The following is an 18538-nucleotide window of genomic DNA, read 5'->3' as shown; positions in this document are numbered from 1 at the left end:
CCAGTAGCTAAGGGGAATAATAGGCATTGCGCGACAGCTTTGGTTACGTATCATGCTTGGCAAAGAATGGAAATGCGCCCAGAAGACGATAAAATATGTCTCAGGAAATAATACAAAGTACAAGTATTACACAAATCAAAACGGTCACATACTTTATATGTAGCTTTATTCATATGCTTGCATACTTAGTAACTTAAAGTCTTTTATACCCACCATCGAGATGTATCCAGAATAGATTGAGCCGATGCCAAGACCGTCTTTTCTCCTCCTATCTTATAAATAACCGGCGCAAAGACCGCCAAAATTTTCAGCAAAGTCGAACGCTTTTTCTTAGAAAATGTTTTCAACACTGTAGAAATGGCATTTGAAGCTACTTTGGTGTCGCCTTCAAACATTTCTATCCAATGCGGAACCAGTGCTTCGAGAATGTCGATGACTTTATCCATCTCATACTCATGATTCAAATCAAAACTATATACAGCTCTCAATACTTCTTGTTGCAACTCTGTTGCACTAGCAGGCAACGCTTCTGCCACTTTCAAAATGGACTGACATCTCTCCCACTCATCTTGAATAGATTGGGAAATGAACAGGGATTCATCCAAGATGTTGATTCGTTGATCCAAAAGCAGATTCTTGGCAACAGTGGCCAAAGCCGCGACGCGATAATATTTTGGTTCTATGCTTCTAGCTATACTCAGCCCCATCAGAAATAGCTCATGGTCTTCTGGGGACGCTTGCCGTATAACAGTCTGCAATGCGGAAGCTCTCATACTATCATCTTGAATATTTTTTGCCAAATCGAGGGCCTCAACCAAGACCGTATGTCTTTGAGAAATTGGAAGGCTAGATGCAATAGTACGCAAGACATAGACTCGTGCAGTATTGTCTTCAATGGTTTGTGCAATAGTTAAGGCTTCAGTTAGTACAGCTAACTGTTGATCAACTGGCAAGTAATCAGCAACGATAGCAAGACCATAAGCTCGTCGCTTTTTTGAATCAGTTTTTTGTATGTCTCTTAATGCGGTTTGGAGGAGATCAGGTGCTACAGAACGCAAACATAGACATAGATCTCGTAATGTAATATTGAACGATGTATCATTCTCAATGCTCTGGAGGCTAGTGATTGCCTCTATCAATAGGCTTCGACGGCTTGGCATTCCGTCTTTATTGCTTAATACTTTTAGTGCTCGTTTAACAGATATATTCCAAAATGGGCGGGGGATTGCTTTCCAAGTTTCAACTACTTTTATGAGAAGCAATATCTTTATATTGGGATATTGCTCGGTTCGCGCGATTCTTATAGCCTCAAGCAATATGTTTTTCTGTTCGTCGCCTGAAAAGTGCAACAAGATAGCCAGCATAGCCTTGACCTTGCTATCTTCGTACTTTATAGTTCTTGAATACTCCAAAGATTCTTTGAGAAGAGGATGGCTCACGCGCTCAGGAAGATAAGGAACTATTGCCATTAATGCATCAACCCGATAAATTTCGTTATTTAGTAGTCTGGCAGATAGTAACAAATCCTCATAAGAATATCTTGGATAGTCAATTGATAAATTCTTTGCGGCAGATTGTATGACTGCGAGATGAGTTTTTTCGTCCCTTATTAAGTTTACGGACGCTAGCAACTCTGCCATCACTAAATGTGCGCTTTCTTTTGAGAGATAGTTTGCAAACGTCAGCAGCGTCTGGGTACGAAAATCTGTATCATTAATTTCATAGCTTCTTGCAAGTGCGTTGTGATACAGATAATTCAGATTGGATGGTAAATGTTGTGCAATTGCATGAAGAACCAGGGACCTATCACGCGGATACTCAATCTCGTAAGCTAAATCAAGGATTTGTGCCCATAAAAGATCTGGAGCACCAGGCAGTTTTTCTACAACATTTGAGAGGAATCTGCTGCGATCTGAAGTAGCCAACTGGCTTGCCAGTCCCAAAATTTTCATCCACAATTCTGGCCAGGCCGCAGGCAGGTATTTAGCAACCGTATCCAAGGTGTCGACATAATACCAGCTATTAACCGTTTTCTCTGCAATCAATTTTTCCACAGCAGTTACTAACTGATACCACACCTCCCTATCTTCGCCGGAGACATGGCTCGCTAAAACACAAATAACATCAAGACCGATTTTCCCATCATCCATAGAATTTACTATGGCAAGAATATTTTTGTGCAAGGAATGTGAATGTGTCGGTAATTTTTCAATTAACTTGCAAAGGGCTGTACCCCGATCCTGTAGGTCATTCATGCCCTTTACCAGAGTAACAACCTGGAAGAAAAGATCTTCTCTTTGGGATGGTAGATATTTTATTAGTTCTAGAAGAGAGAGAACACGATACCTCTCATCGTTCATATTGCCTACAGCGACTACCGCCATATTCCATTCGTCCGACATGTCTACAGGTAAGAACTTCAAGATTCTTTCTAACAACACATACACCCAATATGCCTCGCTAGTGTCGCAAATAATAGGCATCGTCTCTGCCAATACACTTCGCTGTTCGATTAATGGCAAATATTCCAAGAGTGAACTTAATTCAGAAACTCTTGATAATTCTGATTCTATTGAATGAGCAACTTGTAAGGCTTCAGAGATTGTTTGAGCCTTCTTCTCCTTAGATGGGAAACGATTTGCTACAGTTGCCAAAAGAAGAGCTTTATCTTCGCGTGTACCGATAATATTTAATAAGTTTGTTAAGAAGTTCGACTCTGTCAGAGGCAAATATTCGGCGATTGCAACGAAAACGCGATGACTATAAGTTTGTGTAGTAAATGAATATCCCAAATCCAATAATTTACCCCACAGGTCGTGAAATTCTGACGGTAAATATTCTATTAATGCAATTAAGGCACCAGCGTACGACCATGAATCTGTAAATTGTTCTACAGTGTTTAGCGCACTAACCCATAGTTCTCGCATGCTGATAGGTAAGCTTTTGACTAGGGTCTTGAATAGTTGTAATCTGTCAGTTTCATCCTCGATCAATAATGTACTTGACAGCAGGTCAAGCCATAAATTGCGGTCGTCAGCGGGTAAATTAGGAGTAACAATTTTCATTGCTCTAATAATTTCGTAATTGTCCTGCATACTACGAATGATTACCAATGCACTTAACCATAAACTACTGAATTGGCGAGGCATATGATTAAGTATGTACGTGAAATCATCTGAACGCTGCGATATCAGGATAAGTCTCTCCCAAACGCTTTGATCTTCCTCTGATAAACGGTCCGCTATAGAACGTATGATGTTCCCATAGTCGTATGAAGATGCCTCTTCAAATAAACTAATTTCGTCCAACACCCTGCTGATCAAGTCATGTGAATTTTGCGATGATACTTGGACGATTGCCAATAGTATCCCGTCGCGATCATCTTCATTCTGAATTGACTTTAAAGAATTTAGAATAATGTCTATTAATTCAGGTGCGGTGATTGGTATTTTTCTTGCTGGTATTTCTAAGGCTAGAGCTCTATCTCGTTCATCTTCAATGGCAAGCGTAACGGTGATAGCTTCTGTTAGGATCTCGATGGTCTGTTGTGGAATTTTTTCTGATAATGAGCATAACGTGCGAACTCGAAATCTCAAATATCCGATTTTTCGGGCCAAGAATAAGCATTGAACCAATAGTTCTTGGAATTCAGGTGGGATATGCTCCACTATTTCTTCTAAGTGGCGATCAATATTTCTGTGGTTGTTTTCAACAATCGTAATGTTTTCAAGCGCAATAGTCAGAATTGCTTTCTTATCTTCGGCCGGCAAATAGTCACTGATTAACGCTAAACAAATAGCTCTTTCACCTAAATCAGATTTGTGTCCTGCAATTGATATGGCTTCTGAGTTACTAATTACACCCAGTTTTAAGCAGGTAACGATCAGCTCATTAGGCACATTTGAACTTAAGGAGATCGTGCTGGAAAAACATAATGCTGATCTAATAACTTTATCAATAGCCGCTGGGCCTTCACCATCAGCGATCACCCATGCCCGAAAAACATCATCCAAAAAACCATCCACTGTTCCATCGACAAGCTGCCAGGCATATAGCCAACTTTCAGAGATTAATGAATAGAAATCGGATGCAGGAATCTTATCTTGAGCAAGGAGATGAGCACTAAAGTACTTTACTATGTATCTAGAAATAGATTGACCAATTTGGCTTGTGTCTTGTAATCGGGATAGAGTTTCACGTCCATAAGAAAGGAATCTATTTTCCCATTCAGTGCGTTCTTTGTGAGATAACTTGTTGAGAAAATATTCTTTCAAGAATGGATGACTGAAGATATAACCTCTCTCTTCGGTTCCATCGCCTAATACAAAACGACTTACTGTGTTTATTGTTCGTTCTAATTTACCACTTGTCCAGGTGACATCCGGCAACAGAGACACCAGGTCTGCCTTGGTTAGTGGACCAAATGCTGTGGAGCATATGCCAAAAATAACATCTATGGAACTTCGATCCACTTGTGCCTGAGTGCTATGCCATATGGCATCTTGCTGCCGAAACCATAGGTCAAAATAGGGCGTAATGCCAGGTTTAGTCAGCAATAAATCATTCAAGCTAATCTCACCTGGCACCATTTTGCGGGGCCAGAGTGAATCGATGTATAACCCCAACAATAACGGGTCGCCACTGCTCAGTTCGTATAACTTGGCTGCAACATCAAATCTTATTTTCTTCTGATCGAGTGAAATACCTCTCTTGAGCAATACATCGCGTACTGCATCTTGATCTAGCTTGGCCAGGTGAAATATCTTTGTTTTTCCTGCTCGTTCCCATCCCAATTGAAGCAGCCAATCAACGTTGCCTGCCAATTCGCGAGCGGCGACAAGCACTCGCAAATGTGGCGGTGGCTCAGTTGGAAAAATCTCCGCACTAATTTTCCAATCAGCCGCTTCATCCAACCCATCTAATACGACCAGTATAGGGCGACCCTTTGGCGTAGGTCGACGCAAATAATCTACGACCAATCTACGGTATTCCTGGGTTTCACTTGCATGGATAATAGGTTCTTCATGGAACCGGGCAAGAAAAGTATATAAAGCAGAGAATACTACGCTTTCACGATTGGTATTGAAGCGAGCACTAATCGGAAAATACAACACAAACGGCGCAACAGGATCTCTCTTAAGTTCAGTTATCCAATGGGCTAGCAAAGCTGATTTCCCGCGCCCAGCTGGCGCAACTAACAAGGCATATGGCGGTGAGTCTGAATGCAATAACCATGCATTTAGTTCATATAGATCAGCATCTCGACCTCCAAAAGGAGAAGATCTTTCTGGTGTGCCAAGATAATATTCTAAAAAGTTCTGTACTGCACCGTCGAAAGACACTGGCCAGTCGCCCACACGGGCACCAGCAGTATTCAAACTATAAGAAATTTTGGGGCAAACTTCACGAATCACTTCCATCGAGGTAGCGAAAGTGGTTAGTAGATTACGTTGACTTTCATCCTTGCCTCCCTTGTTTTTTCCTTTTGCTATCATTCCTATGACAACCTGTCGCTGTTCATCCACAACCGGACTGCCACTCATACCCTGGTCGAGTTCCTGCGATGTCAATTGAACTAATTGTCCCCACTCCACAACATCAACAATTTTTCATCTTGCGCCAATCCCATTTACATCTGTGACGGTGGCAAATCCAAACGAGTAAAAGTCGTGTCCGGAACTGCTGGAAGCAACCCCAAGCGGTAGCGGATCAGCAACCAACACACTGAAGTCAAGTTGAAGAATAGCTATATCGCCTTGATCTACATCCCGCCAATATTCTGTCATTACCAGTGCTTTGTTCTTCTCGATTCGACCACTGAATCGTACTTCGATGATATCGCCAGGCTGTGCATCAGCAGCAAAGATAACGTGCGCACATGTTATAGCTAGGTTTGGGGCGACAAGAAATCCTGTGCCTTTAACCGAGCCAGTTTGATTCAATACGGCAAAGATGCTCGATTTGATATCCAAAGTTAACCCCAGTTTATTTTACACCTATGTTAATGACAATCACATAAATAGCCAGTAACGTACTAACGATAAAGACACCCAAACCGTACCAAATAAAACGCTTGCGATACGCAAGGTTCTTCTCAAGTGCATTCTGGATTTCTTCGATAATATCAAGCGAGAACTTATCGGCTAGAGGTAAGTAACCAAAGGTGAAGATTATCGCTGCAATAAGAAAACCAACAGCTGGAGCAGCAACCGTCACTCCAGCCGGGACCCCTAACTCGAATTTATTTGGAAGGATGAATGTTAAGATACCCAGGTAGATTGGAATTGCGCCAGTACTTGTCGAAATCATCGATTTGCAAAATTCACGCGCCGTAGTTACTGAATCTTTTACGATGCCCTTGCCAATCTCAATGAGTGCCTCGCTATGTGCGGAAAGCAGGCTGACTTCTTGTACTTCAATGGCTTTCTTGGCAGCAGTTTTGCTCATTTCTTTTCCTCAACCAGACCTTCAACTTTGACAGATGCAATCTTGTTCTTCGGGTCGTCCAGCAGAACCACTACGCCTTCAAACTTGACTCCTGTTTTGGGGCAGATAAATATTCTGCGCACGCGTTTCTCTTTTTGCATATCAGCATTCGACGCGCCGAACAAGACAGTCGAGCGCAGGACAATCATGCGGTATTTATGGGCTTTGCCGCAGGATGGGCATTGGGGCACGTCATAAACTTCATTTGATTTTTCCATGTTTATCCCTTGTGATAAATCATCTATGAGAACTACTTCAATACTGGTGCAGAAAGACAAAGTAGTTCACTGGAGTGTACATCAAAATAGGATTTTGAGAAGATGGAACATAACAGGCATTGTGCGAAGATATTCAAGCGACAAGGAAAAATTTTGTTCTTGGCTCTTAACGGATATCATTCAAAAATTAAGTCGTTAAATTTCTTAAACTCAATAAGACTCTTAAATAGCTTGGCAAGTTGATTGACTTACGTAACTCATAAACAATAAATTAGTTTGGCTCCGAATCGATAGTGTCTACAGATGAATCTACCTGCGAAATAGCGCTGAGTTCATCTACAAACATTGCACGCAGAGTCTGGCTAAAATTATTAAACGAATCAAGTTGTTCGATTCTTGATTTCAATTTATCTTGTCTCGCTTTCTGTTCTTGCACATCAGCATCTTCGATATCTTCTAGTCCTGCATCGATAAGACGAACAATAATTGAAACCTCATCCCCTCCCGAATCAACAACCGCATTTTCCAACCATGTAACTGTCTTTCTATCTGTTGCATTTAAAGCCGCTTGATGAAAGACATATTCAAGCCAAATCCGTGCTGCCTGGTCGATTCCTTGGGCAATGTCTAGCCACATTTGGACATCATCCAACTTCTTCTTGCCCGATTTATTTTTCTTTGACGAACCTTGGCTCCGGTAAAAATATGGTTGTTTATTATCTGGATCAAATCTTTCAAGCGCGCGCAGAATAGGATCGAAGCTTTCAAAAGGACGTACACCAGCCGGTAAATGTGACCGATGCTGCCAAAGCTTCAGTATTGTTTCAAAACACTGTTGTTCTGCCCTTATTTTTTCTTTTCCTTTTGCCTTTTTCGCAATTGACATTTGTTCGGCAATATAGTGGGCCATCCAGCGCGAAAGAGTATCAACGCTTGAATCTAACCCAAGTGCTTTGACCAGGTTTTCACCCAATTTGATAATACGTTTCTGTATCTCTGAGCTTGCCATCTGCCGAGAGGATATAGATTTTGTTGTGCGGCGGGTTGTATCCATTGTCACCTTCATTCCTCGCATAAGAACCATAGTGAAAACGACGACTGATTTGTATATTAAAAATGATTTGACATTTTTGAATCAAACAAAGCTTTTTCAAAAAGTCTAGTGACGCGCTTAGTCGCTCCCCTCGCCTAAGTGGATCCTCATCTGGCCTAGGTTTATTGATACTCCAAAGCTCACAGATTAGCGATGCCTTGTCTGAGTTTGGCAGGAACCATTCCCGTTGTTCAGTATCGACCGACATACCCAGCTTTTTAACAATTGCATCACCAACTTTATAGGGCGGAAAAGCTATTTCACCTGCAAAAGGATCATACTCATCAAGACTCTTGTCCGCATGTCCACGCCAGATCCAGCCCTTGAGTGTAAAGGGAGCTAGGTCAAACTCCATATCATTTTCCTCATAGTTTGGCAACTTAAAGTCATTCGGGTCAGAACAAGTAGTTAATGCATTTAAAAGCGATTGAGAAGCGGGCGGGGATACGAGTGCAGTAGAAACATACAGGTCTTCCTCACGTTCAGAATAGCCTTCCGTCCAAGATCCAGAAACATTTAGCCATGTTTCACCCTGGCGTTCAAACAGAATTGTGTCAAGGAAATCATCTGTTGTTATTTCTGATCGCCAATTTTCAGCCTTTGTTTGACGAATCCAATTTGGTCGTAAAAGAGGTGCTGGGTCACGACGGTCAGCTAACCACCGTCCGTCATTTCGTGTTAATAAATGTCGATGGAGCCACTCGAGCCACTGATCCTCATCTTCATACCAATCGCGTCTTTTTACAACAGGCATTTTTTGAAGTAATTTAGACGCAGTAGTCAACATAGCATGATAGGACAAATAAAAACTATAGTTGTCAGTCCGGGGATAACTCCCATGATCACGCCAAGTTTCCCGTTCATTTCGCGTTGAACTCCACAGTCCAACACGTGGATCGCTGTTATAACTTCCGTCTCCATTCACATGCCACACATTAATTATGGTTTCAGTCGCAAGTTCCTCAATTTGTTTGGCTGATATTCCAAAAACGTTTCCAAGCGGCTCATACCAGTATCTATCAAAATCATATCCATGATGGAATTTTAAATTTTTACGGACATCCGCTCTGATATGCCAGTAACTTTCAACCTTTTCCTTGTATTTGTCGAGCTCCCTAACCGGCAGTTGACTTACACCTACTTGTTGAAGTTGTTTGACCACATTCCTTTGATAGGTTTTGGGAAAAGCGTTTTCGATATTCAATGCAACTTGAGCTGAAAATTTCTGTATGAGGATATGAGGCATGGCTGACAGTGCAAGTTGCGAGAAAGTTTCAGAATATCGTTTTAATATTCCTGGATTATCAATTGATACGCGTGCTAAAGCAATAAGAAGATATTGCCGAGCATGCAAATTGTAGAAAGGATATTTTTGGCTTCCAAAGGCATCTACCCTATCTCGCTCCATCCATTTGACCAAAGCATTGATTTCAGCTTCACATCCAAGACTTGCAAGTCTTCTTACACAATGGGCCGCTCGCCAGCGAATTTCGGCACGAGGTGAACCAAGTGCGGACCAAACGAAACCAGCAAACGCTGTAGTTATATCAGAAGGCGGATTTAGCCAATCTTTCCAAGGACCATCTGCATATTCTTCATCAACATGAAATTCAAACCGGGTTAATGCAAAGTCAAGAAGGTTGTTTGCTTGTTGGGATGTAATAAAGGGGGAGACGATCTCAGCAAAGCCAAAAAAAGTGCTTGCATTTACGAGATCGATATTACTAGATAGCCCTTTAAGAATGCCTTGCCGAAGGTGTGGCATTACTTCCTCGTTGCCTTCGATTTTCTCCAAAAAATACTCCAAACTCCAGCGACTTGTAAATTCGAGAGCAAAGCGCTGTGCTATAAGTTCGAGAATATTCCCCCAATTTCGTTTGATGCTAACTTTTTGACGCCAATCTTTTGGCAGGGAAGAAAGTGCGGTTTGTACATCAAATCGGTCGGCATGCTCTGCGACGACAAGTGCTTTTAAAAATTTGACAGCATCGTGCTCATTAACGCGCTTGAAAACTTCTTGCCAAAAAGCTTCGTGGCTACGAAACTTGGTTGAAGCCATATTTTTTCGATAGATTGCCTCGCTTATTCCAGTACTCGTGGCTAAATCCAAATCATCTAGAAAATTTACTCTTTCAACAGGCTTTGATTCTTCCTTATTTTTGGAATTTGCAATAGGAGAACTTGGCTCCCTATCTTTTTTTTCAGGGTTGGCTATGTAAAAAGTAAGAACATCATCTAAATCGGCATTATTGATAGTGTGTTGTCGAGCGACCTTATGAAGCGTTTGCCAGCTTTGTTCAGTTGTTTCATTAATTCTGAGGTCTCGAACTACGGAATCTAATACATATTGGCGACGTGCCGCAGAAGATTCTTTTTCAATACAAAGAGACGCAAAATCATCCAACCCATACTCTTCAAAAAATACAGAAAGAGACCACCCTGCTGCGGGAGAAATAATATTTGCGTTCACAAGCTCATCAGCTAAAGATACAACTTGCCGACCAAACCAGCCGACGTCTCGGTCGCGCCAACGACTTAAGGATGCCAGGGCAGAAACGGGAGATAATTGGACACATGCCCTGACAGCACCACTGCGGTTCCAATGCTTTTCTCTTGCAACATTATCACCAATCAATTCGGCACAGCGGATAAAACGATAAGCCATCTCAGAAGATGATTGTCCATCCTCCGCGCTTCGTTTTGCCAAGGCGGCTACTGCTTCCCATCGCTCTACAAGTTCATCACCAAATTTTGAAACTGCCTCAATTGCGTAATTAAAATAGGTGGCCGCATCCTCCCGGCTCACTGAAAATACGGCACGTGCCAAGTCGGTATACCACTCGGCTCTTGTTTCGGGGTCCTCGCTTTTTAACGAGGCAATTAAAGCATTAGTGGATACTTCCAACTGTCTTCTAATCCCCGAAAGATGATCTGAACGAAAGGCGCTTCGTACTGATTTCAAACGATCATGAATCCAAACTTGCTTATTGTCCTTTAAATATAAAGTGAAGAAATTTTCTGCATCTGTTGGATTCCCAAATCGATATAGCGTCAAAACCTCAACCAATACGTGGGAAATCTCATAAGGCATACTATCAGAATCTCTATATCTTCGCGCTCGCGCCTTTTTTGATTTCTCATCAGCATCTACAACTAATTGAAACAGATCATTAATACCGTTTACAAGAATTCGGGCACGTATTATATACCAAGGCAAAAGTCCGCCAACTCGCTCTTTAAACTCCCTTATTTCTTGATCATAACTGTAAGTTTTTTTCTTTTTCGTTTTCTTTTCAATAAACTCCTTGGGAAGTAATATGTCTAAATCTGGCTCAAGTTTATTCTCAAGCACACACCTAAGCGCAAGTGCTCGCAAGTAAGTATCCCGCTCCTCTGTCTGAAAATCGCTAGCAACAGACCGGGAAGCCCGGACTGGAATATAGTGGTTAAGTACCCGCAGTATTTTTTCTTTGGAATGCTTATTTGCAGCACACGCTTCTATAAACGATACAATTGCGGAGGAGGTTGTGTCCTTGTACGAGTACACAGGTTTTACAATTCGAGTACGGTTTGAAGCGAGCAAATCTAAGCATATCCGCGTTGCCTTGCGGTCCGGGAATTTTCGAATATCCAACAATTCGTGAGCAATAGCAATGATTAGGTATTGGTTGCCAATATGTTGTTTATAAAGATCTAGATGTAATGTTTCTTCAATAGCCACAAAGTTATTTGCATCTATTAGCCGCCTAAATAATTTTTTAGAAATGCGATATATGACTTCTGGCGGTTTCCAACTTAATATAAAATCCACAAGTTTTTTCGTGCCATGCAGGTTGAATTGAGAAAATGCCAACTCTACAATATCATCATCTGTCAATTTATCATCGAAATGATTTGTCTTCTCTTCTTTTCGTTTCTCAAAATATAAATGGAGCCAATTATTTGCAGCTCTTAAGTATCCCCTAGCTTCTCCCTTAAAGTCTTCGACTGATGAAAGCAATGCCGCAGCGTAGACATTTTCAGAGCCATCCCAGCCACTACGCAAAGACCGACGAAATGCTAGATCCTGAACCTTTTGTTCATATTGTAATGGAGCGATTAAATCAACATTTTTCCTAAGGATTTCGAGTTGTCTTTTATCGCCTGCGACTTCTTCCCCGGCACGTAATGCCAGCTTGGTTGCATCGGCATATTCCTCTGCCTTCAAAGCCGCCTTAAAAGCAAATTGAAGACGATAGACCCGAACATTCCGTTCATCAATTGGATTGTCTTTTGGAAGAAACTTATCAGAGAGCGCTAAGTCAATCAGCTCTCTATATCTCCCAGCGTTTAAATATAAGGACGGTAAGGTCTCCGCAACATATGGAAATTTTTGAGCTAATGGCTCAAGGCGTGTAATATAGTCGTTTACTTGATCTGACGTTGCTGAGAACTTTTCCCTGAACCATGTCTCTGTTGGCTCATCTCTAAACTGTACTGATGTGTCTGATAGCCATAGAGGACGCCCCAAATCTGCAACAAAACTCACTACCGTAGCTTCATCAACGTCGGCGACTGTGGCAATAACACTTAAAGGTATAAAGGGCGGAAGCGTGGCAAGGCCAAGACAAATAGCATCAATATGCTCTTGGTAATCAAGAGGAAGCCTATCTTTGATGAGTGCAATCGCAGAGTCTAACTGTGCTTCAATTTGTTTCTCAACGGTAGTGCCCAGCGGTCCAATGCTATCCAAGGTTGCTGCGACCGTAGGAAGTCCTAGCCCTAAAGCATTTGCCTGCACACGAGGATTGCCGTTGTTAGTTAAGCGATGAAATTCTAAACCATCGGCACTTGTGGCTTGCGGAAAGCGGTTCCTGAGGTGCACGAGTGTTTCGTCAGCCGAAAATGGTTGCAACTCTAACTGGGAAACATTAGCGGGAAGGCGCAAGAGATTTATGCGTTCCGTCCTGCATAGCGCAACGAGACGGCAGCCCTTAGGCATCGCCTCACGTATTAATTCATGAACGAAGCACGATTGACTAAACTCTTGCGCAGCCATTTCTGCATTATCAGCTGCATCGATCAGAATCACTAAGACCGCATTTTTATCTGCTTTTCTTAAACACGTAACGGCCATCTCAAGCCGTATCAGAAAGGCTCTCATGATCTCGTCATCTAAATAAGTGGACAATGCTATTAGTGGGCTACATAATCCCTGGGATGCCAATTCGTTTGAGATCTGGACGAGGGCATCTCGATGTCGATGGCGCGGTTCACTTCGATTTCTGTACCGTCCGCCTCCGAAACAATCGTACACAATCCCCAATGAGCCTTTTGGCAAAGACTCTGTTATTTGCCGAGCAAAAACTGATTTTCCAACCCCACCAGCGGCATGAATTATTACAGGCGCCGAAGAATTGACGATGGAATTTAAAAGCTCTGGATGTTGTTGTCTTGGAATTACAGTATGTAAACTCTCAAGTTCGAGTGGCGCAGGATATAAATCCCTCTCCGATGTTACACCAAAGCGCTTTAGTATATCTTCGCGTTCAATTCGTCCATCTGAATTAGGCAGGACTTTATCTTGTACTAAGGCAACAACACTGTCAATTTGAGGACTATCAACTGCTCCAGCAAGCAGCTGGGATATCTCGGCATGAAGCTCATACCTCTGTGCCTCATAATCCCCTTCCCCATCCACGAATTTGAGCAAAGCACAGAATTCAGCTAGGTTCTTCTCATTTAATTTTGTATACTTTTTGAAGGTAGCCTTAAAACGAGCATTTACTTTATCACCCTTTGCGATGGTGTTTATGTCCCGCTTGAAGTTGTCAGCAATTGCCCTATTAGTAACAATTGTGAAAGTAATAATTGAAGAATTACGAGTTGCGTCATTTCGATTAAGAAAAGCTAGATATCTATCAGCGAATCCAGAAATAGTATCTTTCAAGTCACTCAAGTTGAACGGCTGCTCTTTTCTTACGGTCGTATGCTTCAGTTGATAATATGTGATTTCCTGAATGCCGTTTTTGTCTGAGTCTGAATACTCAGCCACATCAATTACATACTCGCCAGCCAATACAGACTCTTTAGACCCCTCAATGACAACATGGCGAAGTTGAGATTTGGGATATATCAGTCTAAGACAGCGACGAGCTGCCCAACGGTAATGAAACGCATCTCCAGCTCTTGAATAGCCTACGAGTTTATTTTGGCTTCTTGGCATTCTTTCATCCCACCTTGGCTTTCGATTTAGCCCTATCAAAAAAATCGCTATTATTAATCATATTCGTATTCACCTCTTCCCAAGAAGGCAGCCGCTATCCCACCAACCATCCCTTTGATGCCACTCCAAACTGGAACAAGTGTTGTTGGGAACCCTAATGATGTAAGCGTCTGTGTTACCGAACGGTCCAGGAGAACAGACAGAGCAACAAAAGCAACAGAAATTATCAGGCTGATTAACACACTCCGTATCCAGCCAAATCGAACAATTTTCAGTGTAGACGCAAGTACACTGACCCAAAATGTCGATACAAAGATACCGCTGATATAAATTTTCCAGTCAAGTCCTAAGGCTTGAAGGAAACCCACTACCAACCCGGAAACGATACCAACGAAAAGATATTCGATAACTCTTTCTCTTTTTCCTCTGTCGCTCAGTCGATCAATACTATTGTTTATATGAAAAAGGTTCGAAGAGAGGCTGTTTAGTTCCTCGTAAAGCTCTTCATTCGTTTCGAGACCATTTGTTTGCCTGTCCAGAATCATTTCCGTAATTTCATCGATAGTTGCTGTGTCACCCGTTGAGCCTCGTTTCACGAAGATCACTTTGTCAGAATAGATCTGCTGCTTCCCATTCTCATCTTGAAAACCCAGGTCCTTTTTCAAGAAATACGGTCGCCTGTCACCTTGAACGATCAGAATGCCAATGCGCTTACCCATATCTGCCACGTTTTCAAACACGCACTTAAGTGGAGGGCGACAATTATCCGCAATTACCTTCTGCAGTCTTTCTTCTGTAATTTCTTCTGAAATTCCTACAGGTTTTTTTGTTTTATCTTCAATCCCTAAAATCAGATACGCTGGTTTCTCGGGAGAATTTGCAAGTTCCAATACTTCAACAAGAAACTTTGCCTTACCTCTTTTGGAGTCAAGGTCAATCTCCCTCTTGAAATCAAGAGTGTTGCTTTCATCCAGGGAAAGGAGATGCTCCAGTCGGTTCTTATCCACGATTTCCTCTTTTAACCATCGAATGATTTTATTTCACTAATTAATCTTCTTGCATTTAGCATTGCAATTGGCACTTTCGCGATTGCATACCAATGGTAAAATATTTCTAGAAGGTGTAGCTTAAAGGTAGAGCTCCCCCGTTCTATTCAGCGCTTAATATTTTATATTGAGCATTGAATAAAACGGGGGGTGTGGGTTCAAATCCCGCCACCTTCGTTTTCTATTTTCGCGTAATTCTCTTTTAAAATTCCTTCTTGCAATAACAGTGCCTCAATCTCATCATTCCTTATCGGCTCAGGAAATTCTAGCGCTCGCAAGATTCTGAGCAATTGTCCATTTCTTGCACTTGGGTCTTTCTTTAGACTGTTTTTTGATTTGCCAGATTTACTTATTGACCAATGCTTAAATCGCTCAACAAGTTCATTTTCCGCCTTTTGGCAAGTTGACAATTCTGCATCTAAAGTAGCCACCAACTTGATAATAATATCCCCCAAACCTACAACCCCTCGAAGCGATAGCTTTACTGGCTCGCCGACGACAACTGGAAAGTGTTCGGGTACTTCATCAACATTTAGGTTGCCCGGAGAGGCAGTTCTTGCAAAACCAATATAGCTCTCATACGTCTTTTCATCTGCGGTACCGCCTCGATGAGCAACCGAGTTTCGACACTCCTTGAAGAACCGAAAGCAAATTAATAGATTTTCCAGCTGCAAAAATGAGTTTTTACTGTGGGACCGAAGTGTTGCGTAAAAAGCATTCTGCAGTAGTGTAGATCTGTTATTCGTTAACTGGGTTAAGGCAACATTTACACCAAACGGGTTTCCGTCTCTGTCTACTCCTGTGGGGAATTGAAGCTGTTTTATTTGTTTTTTAGTAAGTCCGAGAACCTCTTGGAGTCCTTCAAGCCAGCCCTCATAGATAGCAATAAGATTTATCAATAGAAATTTGGCAAATTGCTCTTGCTGCTCATCCCAACTTTTTTCGAGAACTGCCCTTTTTATATTCGCGCCATGAATGCCACTTCCCCAGTCAAAGCGATTTAGCAGATTCTGTTGGGAAATATTTTCTCTCCCAACTTCATCCACAAATCCTTTAATTTGCCAACGAAAGTTCCACATAGCAGAAGCGGTTGGCCAGACAAAATCATACAGGTCCGTGACCTGTTCAATCACATCATTAGAAGCAGAGAAAAAAAGTCTTTTCATTTTTGGCACGATATTCCAGCAAACTCGATCAATTTCCAATTCTCTTCACAAATGTCTCCAGATTTTCAACCAAATCATCGTAGAAAATAATATCCACATTTTTCAAGGCTTCATTCAACATACGAAAATCATCAATCATTTTTTGATTTAGTAATTGATTGCGCATGCCTGCAATAATATAGCCTCGTGGACGTACGATATTGATATCGATTTTCTTATTCCTTCTTATGTCGTTTATTAATCCGTCACTGTTTCTTTGTACCTGATGTAAATAATTTTCAACCTGTGAAATTGCTTTCGCTATTTCAACATCCCAATAATAATTGTCCCGACTCTTGTCCTTTTTCAAGACCGACGTGGCTGGCTTCTTGATCTCATAAATATCCAAATAGCCGTATGGGTCGATTAGCATGAAATCAGGGTATTTTCCTTGCAAAGTAACGCTATTTTTTTCGAGAACATGTCCATAGCCGCTTTTTAGAACCAAGATATGCTCAGATAGAAAAGCCTGCCAATCAGATTCGCTCTGATTTGACTTCTTAAGCCTTCGTCGAAATTCCTTTATTACCTTTTTGAAATAGACTACCTTACCTGCATCCAAAGACTCATAAATTATCTTCAGCTTTTCGGGCGCGGCGAGCGTAGCTTTGATATTTGAAAGGTAGTCAGGAATCAATTTTTCCAGGTATTGACGATCAAGGGGACTTAATCTCGTCAATACATCACTCCGATCGAGCACTCCAGCCAATGATCCCGAAATGTATTTGTTTCTTGTTTTTGCAGATCCGGAAAAACGTTTTGGAAATTTTCGAGAGAGAAAACTTTGAACTGTAGAGCGGATCTCCTCATTCTTGACCTGCTTGATCTCTCGAACTTTTGAATTAAGAACTTTCAACTCAGAGTGAGAAAGTATTACCTTTAACTTTGATCCTCTAGCATTGATACTTGCTACGCCTTTTGCAACTAATATGAGTTCTACTTTTTTTCCAAAGCGTTCATATAATGCCTTTAAGATTTGGAAGCCCCCTCCCACCAGCCCATTTCCATCATTCGTATAAAAACCTGTTGGTAACTTGGAAAACCCTTCAAACTTTATCTCTTCACAAAAGTCAAATTGGCTATTTCTTTGTCCAGGCTTATGCAATATCCGATACACCCCATTCTTAGTTTTTGTATTGATAGTTACATAGGATATTCCATCTTTATTTTTTGTTTCCACTACATTAGCGTTATTATTCATATTTGCCGCTCCTTACAAATGAACAGTCCTCTTCAGACATGGACCCGTTGCTTTCAACTCGACTTCTTTCCTTGCCTCCCTGATCCTCTCCACCAACTCCGCAGCGGACGCATCCCCCGCATCCCGCCCCACCAACTCCCCGCGGAACGCCTTCGCCAGCAGGGACGGGATCAGCCGCTCGACGTGCTCGGAGGTAGATTGACATTCAATGCAAAATATAACATTTCCAGAAATTCTGAATAATCCCATATGGTTCATGCTTTTTGCGCTTGAAGTTTGTAAAGAATTAATTAAATGCATGAAGGACTTTCTCGAAAATCTCCATAGGTTCAATTGGGTTTTCAGTAGCCAAATAAATCCTAAGTCGATTCAGCTCAAATATTGTGATTTCGACATGTGAATTTTCTGAAAAGCCTACATACCTGTGTGGAAAGATGTCTTCACCTTTGATGTCTTTTGCGCTAGTTGATCTGTGAATGTTAAGATTTTCAATGTGTTTGAGGTGAGAGACTACTATATTCAAGTTCACATCAGGTAAATTTTGAGATCTATATGCCCTCAACTCCCATTTGTTTTCACCTAAAGGAATTAGGACATATTCAAAACCAAAAAGTGAATTACCCATAGTTTCTTCAAGAAACGATTCTTGTTTTCCTCTTTTTTCAGTTTTACTTTTTAAGAAATCCTTTGGAATACTTGTCTTTTGATTCGTTTGATCAGAAATTCGCTTATCCAACTTTGACAAGATATTTGCAAGTACTCCCAGGGAAAAATAATCAACTCTCTCGCCGATTATTTCACGGGATTTTTCTGAGGCAATCTGCATAGCAATTAGTTGTTGTTCAGTGATTGGCTTTCCATCATCTGGAATTTCTTTCCTTATGTCCAACTCATATTTGACGACATGCTTTCGTAATGCAAATGCCTCTCTTAGTTCTTCTTCATAATCCGAATATGTGCTTTCAATAATTCTTCGCGCTTCTTGATAATTGCCAGCCCAGATTAGAATTCTAATGTCTTTTATGGCATTTCGAACTGCGGCTATTGCCAGCGTTGCACGGTTGTTGGTTTGATTTTCCATAAG

At 41.5% G+C, this 18538-nt stretch carries 10 protein-coding genes and 1 tRNA gene; 1 reads left to right on the top strand and 10 read right to left on the bottom strand.

From position 1 onward, the window contains the following. Positions 1 to 203: 203 nt before the first annotated feature. From IPP66_13645 to IPP66_13615, 7 genes are all read right to left on the bottom strand, one after another. A complete protein-coding gene (locus IPP66_13645; protein ID MBK9926319.1) occupies positions 204 to 5543 on the bottom strand; it encodes an ATP-binding protein in 5340 nt (1779 codons plus the stop codon). A gap of 66 nt (positions 5544 to 5609) precedes the next feature. Continuing rightward, positions 5610 to 5972: a trypsin-like peptidase domain-containing protein gene (locus IPP66_13640; GenBank protein MBK9926318.1), complete on the bottom strand. Its 363-nt coding sequence runs from the start codon at positions 5970 to 5972 to the stop codon at positions 5610 to 5612. Positions 5973 to 5985: 13 nt separating this feature from the next. Beyond that, positions 5986 to 6447 carry a hypothetical protein gene (locus tag IPP66_13635; protein ID MBK9926317.1) on the bottom strand — a complete coding sequence of 154 codons (462 nt, stop codon included), beginning with the start codon at positions 6445 to 6447 and terminating at the stop codon, positions 5986 to 5988. Next, positions 6444 to 6704 carry a hypothetical protein gene (locus IPP66_13630; protein MBK9926316.1) on the bottom strand — a complete coding sequence of 87 codons (261 nt, stop codon included), beginning with the start codon at positions 6702 to 6704 and terminating at the stop codon, positions 6444 to 6446. Before IPP66_13630 ends, IPP66_13635 begins: the two co-directional genes overlap by 4 nt. A 271-nt stretch (positions 6705 to 6975) precedes the next feature. Beyond that, positions 6976 to 7758, bottom strand: a complete 783-nt coding sequence (locus tag IPP66_13625; protein ID MBK9926315.1) for a hypothetical protein — start codon at positions 7756 to 7758, stop codon at positions 6976 to 6978. After that, on the bottom strand, positions 7670 to 14002 hold the full coding sequence (locus IPP66_13620) for an ATP-binding protein (GenBank protein MBK9926314.1): 6333 nt from the start codon (positions 14000 to 14002) through the stop codon (positions 7670 to 7672). Before IPP66_13620 ends, IPP66_13625 begins: the two co-directional genes overlap by 89 nt. 53 nt (positions 14003 to 14055) lie before the next feature. Then, complete coding sequence (locus IPP66_13615) at positions 14056 to 15009, bottom strand: ATP-binding protein (GenBank protein MBK9926313.1); 954 nt, start codon at positions 15007 to 15009, stop codon at positions 14056 to 14058. Between the two features lie 109 nt (positions 15010 to 15118). Here IPP66_13615 and IPP66_13610 point away from each other — a divergent pair. Beyond that, positions 15119 to 15225, top strand: a tRNA-OTHER gene (locus IPP66_13610). Here IPP66_13610 and IPP66_13605 read toward each other — a convergent pair. The 3 genes from IPP66_13605 to IPP66_13595 all read right to left on the bottom strand — a co-directional run bounded on the left by IPP66_13605 (position 15207) and on the right by IPP66_13595 (position 18535). Continuing rightward, positions 15207 to 16214, bottom strand: coding sequence for a hypothetical protein (locus tag IPP66_13605; protein ID MBK9926312.1), 1008 nt, complete (start codon positions 16212 to 16214; stop codon positions 15207 to 15209). The genes IPP66_13610 and IPP66_13605 overlap by 19 nt on opposite strands. 28 nt (positions 16215 to 16242) lie before the next feature. Beyond that, complete coding sequence (locus tag IPP66_13600) at positions 16243 to 17454, bottom strand: DUF4263 domain-containing protein (GenBank protein MBK9926311.1); 1212 nt, start codon at positions 17452 to 17454, stop codon at positions 16243 to 16245. A 286-nt stretch (positions 17455 to 17740) separates the two neighbouring features. Further along, entirely contained in the window at positions 17741 to 18535 is a 795-nt protein-coding gene (locus tag IPP66_13595; protein ID MBK9926310.1) for a hypothetical protein, read from the bottom strand. Positions 18536 to 18538 lie beyond the last annotated feature (3 nt).

The organism is Candidatus Defluviilinea proxima (genome assembly GCA_016721115.1).
GTDB lineage: Bacteria > Chloroflexota > Anaerolineae > Anaerolineales > Villigracilaceae > Defluviilinea > Defluviilinea proxima.
The sequence above is the reverse complement of the archived record's forward strand: the minus strand, read 5'-3'. Positions and strand labels throughout refer to the sequence as shown.

Bases quoted from the DNA above. Each gene is read 5' to 3' on its own strand.
- IPP66_13645 (MBK9926319.1), bottom strand. From the start codon at position 5,543: ATGAGTGGCAGTCCGGTTGTGGATGAACAGCGACAGGTTGTCATAGGA.
- IPP66_13635 (MBK9926317.1), bottom strand. From the start codon at position 6,447: ATGAGCAAAACTGCTGCCAAGAAAGCCATTGAAGTACAAGAAGTCAGC.
- IPP66_13630 (MBK9926316.1), bottom strand. From the start codon at position 6,704: ATGGAAAAATCAAATGAAGTTTATGACGTGCCCCAATGCCCATCCTGC.
- IPP66_13625 (MBK9926315.1), bottom strand. From the start codon at position 7,758: ATGGATACAACCCGCCGCACAACAAAATCTATATCCTCTCGGCAGATG.
- IPP66_13620 (MBK9926314.1), bottom strand. From the start codon at position 14,002: ATGCCAAGAAGCCAAAATAAACTCGTAGGCTATTCAAGAGCTGGAGAT.
- IPP66_13605 (MBK9926312.1), bottom strand. From the start codon at position 16,214: ATGAAAAGACTTTTTTTCTCTGCTTCTAATGATGTGATTGAACAGGTC.
- IPP66_13600 (MBK9926311.1), bottom strand. From the start codon at position 17,454: ATGAATAATAACGCTAATGTAGTGGAAACAAAAAATAAAGATGGAATA.
- IPP66_13595 (MBK9926310.1), bottom strand. From the start codon at position 18,535: ATGGAAAATCAAACCAACAACCGTGCAACGCTGGCAATAGCCGCAGTT.